At 39.4% G+C, this 11,136-nt stretch carries 11 protein-coding genes; 2 read left to right on the plus strand and 9 right to left on the minus strand.

The window, feature by feature from the left end:
- The first annotated feature begins 199 nt into the window (after positions 1-199).
- Positions 200-1,555 (plus strand): NlpC/P60 family protein, encoded by a 1,356-nt coding sequence (locus tag MHI34_RS21090; protein ID WP_342503935.1) that lies wholly within the window; start codon positions 200-202, stop codon positions 1,553-1,555.
- 42 nt (positions 1,556-1,597) lie between these two features.
- On the opposite strand, the gene murF (MHI34_RS21095) is transcribed toward MHI34_RS21090, so the two are convergent.
- Together murF (MHI34_RS21095) and murF (MHI34_RS21100) are read right to left on the minus strand one after the other, a co-directional pair.
- Positions 1,598-2,986: a UDP-N-acetylmuramoyl-tripeptide--D-alanyl-D-alanine ligase gene (murF, locus tag MHI34_RS21095; RefSeq protein WP_342503936.1), complete on the minus strand. Its 1,389-nt coding sequence runs from the start codon at positions 2,984-2,986 to the stop codon at positions 1,598-1,600.
- Positions 2,987-3,132: 146 nt separating this feature from the next.
- On the minus strand, positions 3,133-4,527 hold the full coding sequence (gene murF / locus MHI34_RS21100; RefSeq protein ID WP_036116883.1) for a UDP-N-acetylmuramoyl-tripeptide--D-alanyl-D-alanine ligase: 1,395 nt from the start codon (positions 4,525-4,527) through the stop codon (positions 3,133-3,135).
- A gap of 140 nt (positions 4,528-4,667) precedes the next feature.
- Between murF (MHI34_RS21100) and MHI34_RS21105 the strand changes: the two genes are divergently transcribed.
- Positions 4,668-5,879 carry an ATP-grasp domain-containing protein gene (locus MHI34_RS21105; protein WP_036116881.1) on the plus strand — a complete coding sequence of 404 codons (1,212 nt, stop codon included), beginning with the start codon at positions 4,668-4,670 and terminating at the stop codon, positions 5,877-5,879.
- 188 nt (positions 5,880-6,067) lie between these two features.
- Here MHI34_RS21105 and MHI34_RS21110 read toward each other — a convergent pair whose 3' ends face one another.
- The 7 genes from MHI34_RS21110 to MHI34_RS21140 all read right to left on the minus strand — a co-directional run bounded on the left by MHI34_RS21110 (position 6,068) and on the right by MHI34_RS21140 (position 11,130).
- Positions 6,068-8,242, minus strand: a complete 2,175-nt coding sequence (locus tag MHI34_RS21110; RefSeq protein WP_271912992.1) for a YheC/YheD family protein — start codon at positions 8,240-8,242, stop codon at positions 6,068-6,070.
- 97 nt (positions 8,243-8,339) lie between these two features.
- Entirely contained in the window at positions 8,340-8,771 is a 432-nt protein-coding gene (locus MHI34_RS21115; protein ID WP_036116879.1) for a hypothetical protein, read from the minus strand.
- Positions 8,772-8,921: 150 nt separating this feature from the next.
- The gene (locus tag MHI34_RS21120) at positions 8,922-9,581 is read right to left on the minus strand and encodes an HAD family hydrolase (protein ID WP_342503937.1); all 660 of its coding nucleotides are present in this window, start codon (positions 9,579-9,581) and stop codon (positions 8,922-8,924) included.
- Positions 9,582-9,600: 19 nt separating this feature from the next.
- Entirely contained in the window at positions 9,601-9,819 is a 219-nt protein-coding gene (locus MHI34_RS21125) for a hypothetical protein (RefSeq protein ID WP_342503938.1), read from the minus strand.
- A 71-nt stretch (positions 9,820-9,890) separates the two neighbouring features.
- Entirely contained in the window at positions 9,891-10,241 is a 351-nt protein-coding gene (locus MHI34_RS21130; protein WP_036116874.1) for a multidrug efflux SMR transporter, read from the minus strand.
- A gap of 12 nt (positions 10,242-10,253) precedes the next feature.
- The gene (locus MHI34_RS21135; protein ID WP_342503939.1) at positions 10,254-10,577 is read right to left on the minus strand and encodes a multidrug efflux SMR transporter; all 324 of its coding nucleotides are present in this window, start codon (positions 10,575-10,577) and stop codon (positions 10,254-10,256) included.
- A 418-nt stretch (positions 10,578-10,995) separates the two neighbouring features.
- The gene (locus MHI34_RS21140) at positions 10,996-11,130 is read right to left on the minus strand and encodes a hypothetical protein (RefSeq protein WP_340810873.1); all 135 of its coding nucleotides are present in this window, start codon (positions 11,128-11,130) and stop codon (positions 10,996-10,998) included.
- Positions 11,131-11,136: the final 6 nt, after the last annotated feature.

An 11,136-nucleotide genomic window follows, 5' to 3' on the forward strand; every position in this document is an offset into this window, starting at 1 on the left:
ATTACATCTTGCTGAAACATTTGTAATAAAACTGTAAATTCCCTTGATAAAGCCTTTTATAGCAAGTGTTGAAGCCCTCCCTCTAGTTACCCTGGTAACATTTACCTCCCGGAAGCCCTCTATTTTCATGCTACGATTATTTCCATGGCAAAGCTATACAGGAGAAATTCTACTAGATGCTTCAGGAGGTTATAACAACATGAATAAACGATTTTTATCTACAACACTTGCCTTAACAATTGGCTTCAGTTCATTCGGAATGGTGCACACAGCCATCCAGCCGATACAGGTCGAGGCTGCTACAACAAATGCTCAAAACAACGCACAGGCTGTTGCAGCGAAAGCAGATCAACTCATTCAGACAGGGAAAAGCTTAATGGGTCAAGCGACATATAGCAATTCGGTTTACAAGTCTACATATCCATATAAATTTTCTTGTGCTTCATTTTTAATGTACATCTTTGAGAAAAATGGTGTAGACCTTGGGACATATAATGAAAATTATATGATTCAGCAAGGGACATATGTAGCAAGGAACCAATTACAAAAAGGCGATTTAGTGTTCTTTAAAAGTAAAAAAACAGGGACTGACCCCGATCATGTCGGCATGTATATCGGTGACAATAAAATCATCCACATGGCTGATTCCAAACAAAATATTGTCATTTCTGATTTAAACAGTAAGCCGTATTATACAGAAAACTATGTATCTGCACGTAGAGTATTGCCTACCCTACTATCAGCCAATCCTGCAACAAAAGGCGATAAAATTGTAGAGAATGCCCTGTCGTATAAAAACAAAGTAACAATTGGCACTTCAACAAGCGAGTCAAGCCTACGCTTCACAGCTCCAGCATTTGTTGATTTCATCTATCGTAAAAGTGGCGTGACACTCGGCGCTACTACGTTAAGCAATTTAATGAACCAAGGATCAACAGTGGCTCGTGCTAATTTGAGAAAGGGCGATTTAGTCTTCTTTAATAGTGTTAAAGGCTCTAAGACACCTTCGCTTGTAGGGATTTATGCGGGCGATCATCGAATCATCATTCCTAATTCAGACGGTGTGATGACAAGAGTGTTATTTGTAGATTATTATACTGAACATTATATTACAGCGAAGCGCGTTTTCTCTGATTCCAACTCATCTCCCAGTGTAAGTGCACCTTCAGCTAGTACTTCAGCCAATCAAATTATTGCAACAGCTACCGGGTTAACAAGCAAAGCAAAATTCGGCTATACGTACAACGAAAGTGCACTGACTTTTACAAGTGCTGGTTTTACGTACTATGTCTTTAAAAAGCATGGTATTGATTTAAAGGATAAGCTAGCAAGTAAGCAAGCTTTAGTAGGGACACGTATCCAAAAATCACAGCTTCAAAAAGGTGATTTACTGTTCTTCTCAACGAATAATGGTGGACAAGATATCACGCAAACTGGTATTTATTTAGGAAATAATCAATATATTAGTATGACTACTAATGGTATTGTGAAACAAAACATTTCTTCCACTTGGGCACAAAAGAATTTTGTAACAGCTCGACGTGTTTTAAAATAAGAATGGTTGGGTGTCTCAATGATGTTGAGACACCCTTTTTTGCTAGGATGAGTTTTTAAGCGTATTGGCAAATTCAATCATTGATCTACTCGACATCGGTCCTTTTATTAGGACAATTGTGTCTGCATCGAGCTTTAGTTTCAATAATTCTAAAACGCCTGTTACCTCTTTAAACGTATGAACCTCTGCGCTGGTTCCATCTTTTTGAGCTTGATCGGCAATCTTTTCCGCCCTTTTGCCGATGGTAATTAATGTATCAATCTTTCTTTCTGCTACCATGGAGCCAATTTCGCGATGGTATTTTTCTTCAAAATTACCTAATCGTTTAATATCCCCTAGAACGAGAATGACTTTCTTCTCTTTTCCTACCGTATCTAGCACTTTTAGAGCTGCCTCTACAGATGTCGGGTTATTTGTCCACGTATCATCAATAATCGTACTGTCACCAAGCCCTGTCGTAAATTCTAAATGTCTTGCCATCTGTTTAAACGTTCGTAACCCAGCTATAGCCTGACGAATTGTCAGCCCCATTTCACGACAAGCTGCAATCGCGGCTAATGCATTATAGACTTGATGCTCACCATAGCCAGGGACAAATACATTGTACGTGATAGCATCTACTTCTAAAGTAAACTTCATGCCCGTATTGGCAAACTCTACATTCGACGCTTTAAAATCTGCCGTCTCATGTAAACCAAACTTAATAATTTTCCCCTTAAACTTTTTCAGCGAAATTTTTTTGATGTTGGTATCATCGGCATTAATAATTAACGTACCATCTTCCTTAATGCCTTCCACAATTTCTGCCTTGGCCTTTATATAGCCTTCTAGGTTGAGACAGCCATCTAAATGATGCACACCAATATTTGTAATAATACCAATAGTCGGTTGATAGATCATACACTGATGTTTAATATTCCCTGTGTTGCCTAAACCTAATTCAAAGATAGCGGCTTGTGTTTTTTCTTCAATCCCCGTTAAATAAGGCAATGATTGCCTTGGCTCGTTTTTACTGCTAACGGATGCCTGCACTTGCCAATGCTTACTAGCGATATGTTTTAGCATCTCTTTTGTCGTTGTTTTACCACAAGTTCCTGTTAAAGCCACAACAGGAATTTGAAAAAGACCACGATAATACTCGATAAATGTCCAGTAGGCCTGTGCAACACTTTTCACTTGTAAAACGGTTGTATTAGCTAAAGCGCTTTTCAATTCTGTAGACGGTTTATCGGAGATGATTAAAGACGGTCCCTTCCGATCAACCTCTTGCCAGTTGATTTTATCGTTTCGACTAACAAACATGAGGGAATGACTTTTTGTTAGGTCATGCCGATTATAGTAAATGGCCTGCTGCACAGACCATTGTTCTGATCCATGAATGAGCTTTCCTTGTAGAACGGTTCTAAGTTTTTGCACACTAATGGGTTGCAAGTGTACTGCGCCTCCTCTCTTTATCAATCTTGTATATGACTTACTCCTTCTCTTGATTCAGCGTGTTATATTCTGATCAATTACTATACCTTATTAGAATGTTCTTCTATGTGGCACAGTCAATATCCTATATAGAAAGAAGCTGGCTAATCAGCAGGTGGGGTAGGTTTCAGCTTTAGCTCCGCTGCTAGTTTAGAAATCTGTTTGCTATACATATCTCCCTTTATGAGCACAATCGTATTGTCATCGACAATCTTCTGCAATAACGGATAGACGAGTGTACTATTTTTAAATGTATAGACAGACTCGCTAAATCCTAACTTGACTGCATGGTCAGCCATAATCCTTGCATGCTCCCCTATGGTAATCAAGACATCCACGCCAATGCGTTTTATTAATTCCCCCGCTTGCTCGTGAATAATATAACCCCATGAACCTAAGTCGGTAATCGTACCAATGACAGCAATCTTTTTCTTGCCATCTCCCAGCTCATTCAACACTTTTAAGGCTGCCTCCAAGGAAGTGGTTGTAATACTCCAGGTATCATCCAATAGCATGGAATGATTGATGCCCTCAAAAAGTTGTAATTGTTTTTTCAATTGACGGAATGATTGGAGTAGTTTGGCTGCGACTGGAATGGGCATTCCCATGTCATAGACGGCTGCGATGGCAGCAAGCGCATTATAGACCTGGTGTTCTCCAAATCCTGGCACAAGAATGTCATAGTTTTTTTTATTGTGCTGAAGAACGAATTTCATCCCTTTTTGATAGTAGTGGATATGACTTGCTCGAAAATCACAGGACTCATGCTTCCCTACTTTAAGCAAACGACCACGGAATCTAGAAATATCTAGCTTCTGCGTATTGCTATCTTCCGCATTAATAATTAATGTACCTTTGGGGTGAATGATATCTAGCATTTCTCCCTTTGCTTGTATATAGCCTTCTAATGTTTTGCAATAGTTTAAGTGGTGAGCTCCGATATTAGTAATAATCCCTATGGTCGGTTTAAAATATTTTCCCGCATTCGTGACATCTCCTGGCGAGCCAACTGCTGTTTCAAAGACGGCTGCCTCTGTTTCTTCCTCAATGCCCAATAAATATTGCAATGAAGCGGTTCTAGAATTACTGCTTAATGTCGTTGCTGTCACTTTCCGATCAGCAGAAAGAAGATGTTTAATCATCTCTTTTGTCGTTGTTTTACCTGAAGTACCTGTAATCGCTACAATCGGAATATGAAACTGATTGCGATAAAAATGAACAAATTTCCAATAGGCCTCTTCTGCATTCGCTACCTGTATCATAATGACTTGGTTTGGAATGTCATTTGGCCGATAAGCTCTATCGGTCACTAGCACTAGAGGAGAAAGCGGCTCAAGACTTTTCCAATTCACAATACGTTTACTTGTAAATAGTGCCGTATTGGACTTTTTCACTTGTTTTAATCGATAAGCCCCATGCTGAATCAGTACATCCTCTGACCCTTGCACTAGATAGCCTGCCGTAATCATTGCTAAATTTTTCACCGAAAGAGGCTTCATATCTTTTCTCCCTCCTTTCTTTTCTAGTATATGTAACCTCTTAAAAGTTGCTTGGATGTAGACAAGATACATAACTAGAAGAAAACTATTTCACTGCATATATATAAAGGTGATTAAGTATCTAAGTACCAATAGAAGGAGTGATATACCTGAAAGCCATTGTATTTATCGGTACAAACAAATCCGGGTCTAGTCGTGAAGCAACAAGAGCAGCAGAAAAACTAGGCTACTTCACAGTACTTTTCACAAATAATGAAAAACAACTTCAGCAGCGACGTGCCTACCCCGACATCCACAAAATGATACTCATTGATACTTTGAATATAGAGAGAATGAAAGAGGAAATTGATAAACTAGGGAAAACCGGATTAGAGATTAAAAGTATCGTTAGTTTTGTTGATCCATTTGTCCATGTTGCTTCTATGCTATGTGATGAATTTTGTCATAACTATGCATCCTCCACTGCTATTGAAATGATGGAGGATAAAGAGAAAACAAGAAATTTTTTAAAAGACCAACCATACTCACCAAAGTTTTCACTTCTGAAGCCCCAAGAACCTATTGCTAAAAATTTGACCTTCCCATTAATCGTAAAATCACCAAAATCAACAGGTTCAAAAGATGTATTATTAGCAACAGATGCAGAGCAACTTAATCATCACCTCAAAGCATTACGCAGTAAAAACCCCTACGAATCCATCATGATTGAAGAATATTTGGATGGTCCACAATATTTAGTAGAAGCGGTTGTGTACCAACAACAACCACATGTCATTGGCATTATTGAACAGGAAATTACGCAAGGAAAACGATTTATTATTACAGGCTACGGTGTTTTAGTTAAAGCTCCGCAAGACATCCAATCAGGAATCGAAGAGGTACTCCATTCCATTGTGAAGGCCTTTGATATCGAAAATGGAGCACTCCATTTAGAGCTTCGATTAACGCAAAATGGTTGGAAGCTTATCGAAATCAATCCACGGATTTCTGGTGGTGCCATGAACAATATGCTACAGGCAGCACTAGGATTTAGTTTAGTGGAAGAAACATTGAAACTATTACTTGGTGAACAGCCTAATCTCGAGCCAAGACATAAAAAATTTGTTTATACAAAATATGTTATTGTGGAAAGTAAAGGCATTTTAGAGAAGGTGATTGGCAAGGCAAGAGCGACAAGATCAACAGGTGTCGTAGAAGTGTATGTCAAACCGAGAAAAGGGACACTGCTAATGCCACCTTTATCGATGGGACATCGTTATGCTTATGTAATTGCAGAAGGGTCAACATTGAGGGAAGCTAGAAATCATGCAACAAATGCAGCAAAAGAAATTAAATTTATTTTGAGAGTTTGAAAAAAATATCCCGAATAATTGCCGCTTGCCAGTGGACAGTTACTCGGGCTTTTTTATCTTGATTTGACAGATATCATGAAAGAGAGACCTGCACGATGCAGGTCTGTTCATTATTCAATATGAAGTTGGACGCATTATTGTATCTGCACGGAAGCGAAGCGTCAGCCGCAATTACATCAGAGCATACTTCATTCTTCCTTAAACGTTTCGTCTAAAAATTTCACAGTTTCAAACATATTCGTTTTACTAGCACCTTTTACAAGAATGGTATCATGAGGCTCTACCAATGTTTCTAGTAGGACATGCAATTCGTCTTTATTGATAAAATGATGTACCTTGGATGGGTCCATGCCCTTCGCAATGGCGGCATTGCTCATTTCTTCCGTCCTAAAGCCATAGGTAATGAATTCATCAATGCCTACCTCGTAAATGTACTCCCCAACCTTTTTATATTCTTCCTCCCTCAAGACGCCGAGCTCTCGCATTTGTCCAATAATCGCTACTTTCCGTTCCTTCGCGATATTCGTTAGTACATCAATCGCAGCTCGAACCCCTTGTGGATGAGAGTGAACCGTATCATCAATGACCGTAATATCATCACGCAAGTTATAGATCGTTAAACGTCTTGGTGGTTTTTTAAAGTTGAGCCCCGCCTGAATTTCAAAGGGCGTGAACCCTAAAAGATCTGCCACTGCCACTGCATTGAGCGCATTGTAAACATGATGTTCCCCTAAAATTGGAATATACATTTCGATTTCTTCCCCATGTAGCTTCATTTTAAAGGACATGCCAATATCCTTATACTGCAAATCATAGGCACGATAATCGGCTTCTTTTTTAATACCCACCGTCAAGATTTTCCCTTTAAATTGCTCTGTCTCTAAGTATCTGGAATTGTCATCATCTTGATTGACAATGAGTAAGCCCTGCTGATCCATACCATGAATCAATTCGGATTTCGCCTTGGCAACGCCTCTTACATCCCCATCAAAGTTCCCCACATGCGCTAAGCCAATATTCGTTACAATACTAATATTCGGCTGAATTATACTACAGTGGTTGGTAATAATACCTGGGTAGGCCATACCATACTCTAATACGACAGCCTGATGTGTATCATTGATTTCTTCCTTATGCTTTTTCGTATGCTCAGTCGTATTCCAATAATCCTTCGACTCAAAAACATTCCACTTTTTCGATAAAATCGAGCCGACAAATGCCTTTGTTGTTGTTTTGCCTGCACTTCCCGTAATGGCAATAATCGGCAAGTTTTTCTTGTCAGCCTGTTGCTTACTTTTTTGTTGGACAATTTTCTTTTTTAGAGGTTTTTGATTTTTCGCAAGATACATCGCATAGCGGATGGAATGAATGACCACATCTAGCTCCAAGTAAAAGGCAGGAGGACAGCCTGGTCGCCAATTGACCTCATACATCCAAATTTTTTGCTGCTGATCTAGGCCAACATCAATCCCAATTTCATCAATCACTTCCCCAAACTTCACCATTTGAATTTCATCCAGGTGATGAGCTAGCGCTAAGGAGAAATGCTCCAGCATTCGCCGAATATTATAAGCCTCTTCCTTAAATTCCTGTTCTAAAAATGGATCTAAATAATTCGTATAGCCCCCATTATTAATATTCGGTATGATGGAACCATTTGGTGCAATTCGTGGGTACACTGTCGTCACTACCCATTTTCCTTCACCATTTTTCTGAACATGCAAACGGAAATCATAAACCTGACCCGACTTTGTGACCGATTGAATATAGGGCTGCATAATAAACGTACCAGACGCAAGCTGCTCCTTTATCAATGCATCTAATTGAGGCTTTGAATAAACCGTATTGGTGCTATCCTTTCGAACCTCGAAATGCTTAGTTCCCGCCTTCGTAATAAAATAAATGCCCTTCCCCTTACGTCCATCAATCGGCTTGAAGACAACCCGTTTATAATAATTAATGAACTTGTGAAATAAATCGACATCCTTTACAATTTCCGATGGAATCAAATACTGTTCAAATTCCTTTGCTTCCTTCAATCGCTTCATGACATTCCATTTATTCCCTATCGAATAGGTCGTAAATGGAATCTCTTCTTTTAAACGATCGATAATATCTTTAGAAACAGATAATTTCTCTGGGCTCCCCGCATTATAGATCACATCAGGAAAGGGCATCGTTTTTTCCTGCCACTCGCCATTCTCATAGATCTTTGCTTGAATGGAGCGTTTGGCAAAGTCAACACTTTTAGGGGTGAAGTAAAAAAACTGTGCCCCTTCTGCTTTCGCAACTGCTGCATAGGCATATGACTTGAGAACTGTAGTTGGATCAAGTCGATGATGCAGCATACCAATAATCGTCATAGTTAAACTTCCTTTCATTAGATTCTCTCTCTATTACATTCACTTTGTATCCCTCACATATAGACAGATGCTCTAGCTTTAGTAGTTTAATATGGCGCTACCATTTAGGCTCAATGATAAATTTCCCCTTCAACATGTCTGGCTTTAAGAGCTGAATCGCCGATATCCCACTAAGTTCAATCGATTTGTGCGTACTTGTTTTTTCTAACCTCACTACGTCAGCAATCGAATTGGTATCATTTCCTTCATAATCAAAAGCGCGCAACAACGACACTGTGCCACGGCAACGCTCTTTATCAATCGCCTCGATACGGAAATACTCCGTTTCAAATTGTTTCACTGTATCCATTAACCTTAAATGAGCGCCACTATGTGTAATTAAAAAAAATGGAATCGTATCACTACCGACTATTTTGACAAGTAGCTGACCGAAATATTTAGAATGAAAATTCATCATAATATCCTGAAGATCCTTCAAATCACTTAAAGCTTCGCATAAAAAGTGATTTCTTTTCTTCTCACTGTTCAAATTGTAGCCCCCTCTCTAGTTTGTATATGTCTGTTGGTCCATGTAAGTTGCCCTCTCGTTATAATATGTAGCGACAAAAAATATGACGACTTTTTCACACAGAAACTAAAAAAACCTCTACCATAGAATGGAGAGGCTTTCTTCATGAGATCATTGAGAGAAACATGTCAGCAGTTCTTGTACATTATTCGGTTCTAATGTATCCATTGTATGATGCCCTGTGCCGAATGGTAATTGCTTCGTAATAGCATTTGGGATAACCACTGTATAAAGGCCCGCCGCCACAGCTGCTTGTGCGCCATTCGGTGAATCCTCAATCGCTATCGCTTCCTTGCCCTTTACACCTAATTGTTTAAGCGCCTGCAAGTATAGCTCTGGATCAGGCTTAACATTTGTCACGGTGTCCGCGGTACAATAGCAATCAAAAAAATCTCGAATGCCAAGCTTATCAACATACTGATCAATCCATTGACGACTCGAGCTACTAGCAAGACCAATTTGTAAACCCGCTTCCTTTGCTTGCTGCAGCAGTGTTAATATACCCGGTCTGAGCGTTTCCTTTTCCATTAATTGTGCATGACTTTGTTGAATAGATGCTCGAAATGCCTCCACATCTAATTTGATGTGATGATGTGTAACAAGATATGTATAAGGATTAAAGGCTTGAAGATTTGTACCAAGGCATTTTGCATACATTTCCAACGATAACGCAACACCATAATGAGCATAGGCCTCCTTGAAAACGGTATACCACGCGGTTTCTGTATCAATAATCGTACCATCAAAATCAAAAATAATCGCTTTCAACATCCTACTTTCCCCCTTTGAACTAATCCAACGCTATCATACTTCTATACAGCATGTTATCCTCTGCTTTTACTGTTCTATCCGTTGCTTTTGCATTTCTATCTACCGCTTTTGTTGTTCTATCCGTTGCTTTTGCATTTCTATCTACCGCTTTTGTTGTTCTATCCGTTGCTTTTGCGTTTCTATCCATCACTTTTGTTGTTCTATCCATTACTTTTGCATTTCTATCCACCGCTTTCACTGTTCTATCCACCTTTTTTGCAACTCTATCCTTCTTTTCCTGCTATCCAGTACTTTGATAACTCTATCCACCTACTCCTGCAAACTATCCATCACCTTGTCACGTTTATCCCCTTGATTTAACAAAATCACGCCGCCAATGATGAGGGCTATGCCAAGTGCAGAGTAGAGATTAAACATGTCGTGCCAAATAATCATACCTACGAGAACGGTTAAAGCTGTCCCAACACCTGACCAAATAGCGTAGGCTAGGCTTAATGGCAATGTTTTTAGGCATAAGGATAAGCTATAAAATGAAATGCCATAGCCAAGTGCCACCGCTAAAGAGGGACCTAGCACGGTGAAGCCTTCAGAAAGCTTGAGCATAGTTGTCGCAAAAACCTCACTTATAATCGATAATGTTAAAAATAAATAGCCCTTCATGCTGTTCGCCTCCTAATGTCCACCTGCAAGATTGAGTACTACGACACCCAAAATAATACATAGAATCCCGATGACCTTCTTGCGATTAAATTGTTCCTTATAAAGGACAACCCCGACAATAGCCGTTAACGCTGTCCCTAAACCTGCCCATATGGCATAGGCTGTGCCGATAGGGATAACCTGTAATGTCAAGGCTAAACAATAAAATGCCGCTGCGTAGCCAACCACCACACCAACAGAGGTCCAAATGCGCGTGAAACCTTCTGTGCGCTTTAGCATGGAGCTTGCAAAAACCTCTGCTACAATGGCGATCAATAAAAAACTAAAAACCATCATTCTTGAAAATCCTTTCTAGTTCACTTCTATCTGTCATCTTCTTCCTCAACATACTCCAATAGATTGCGCTTTACGAATCGCCTTACCTTACCCGTTTTTTAAATTAGAGAGATTGACCATCACCTAGCTGCATTTTACGATCCGCTAGCATACGATCTAAGCGAATCATTATGGTCATGTTCTCACTTCCTAAGCTGTTGCATCATCAGATAGGGGAAATAGGTATGGAATGCATTAGCTATCAAGCTCAACACGATCACACAGTATCTAATTCTTGCTATTTTTTTACTATTAGCTAACGAAAATAGGATACCTTTTGTAAATTAGACAACAATCAATAAGACAATAGCTATGTATATTGTAGCAGTAAATAAAAGGGTCATGACATCTTTTTTGCATAATGCATATCCTTGCCTACCTAATCGGACAACAGCATTTCCAACCCTTTAAAATGAATAGAAGCCGCCATACTCCCCTTGGCTACTAATTGTTCTGATACCTTCATTGTTCCTACCAAAAGAATCGCAAGCATCGTCAAGCCAAAAATCAGCATCCCCTT

The organism is Lysinibacillus sp. FSL L8-0126 (assembly GCF_038630385.1).
Taxonomy (GTDB): domain Bacteria; phylum Bacillota; class Bacilli; order Bacillales_A; family Planococcaceae; genus Lysinibacillus; species Lysinibacillus fusiformis_D.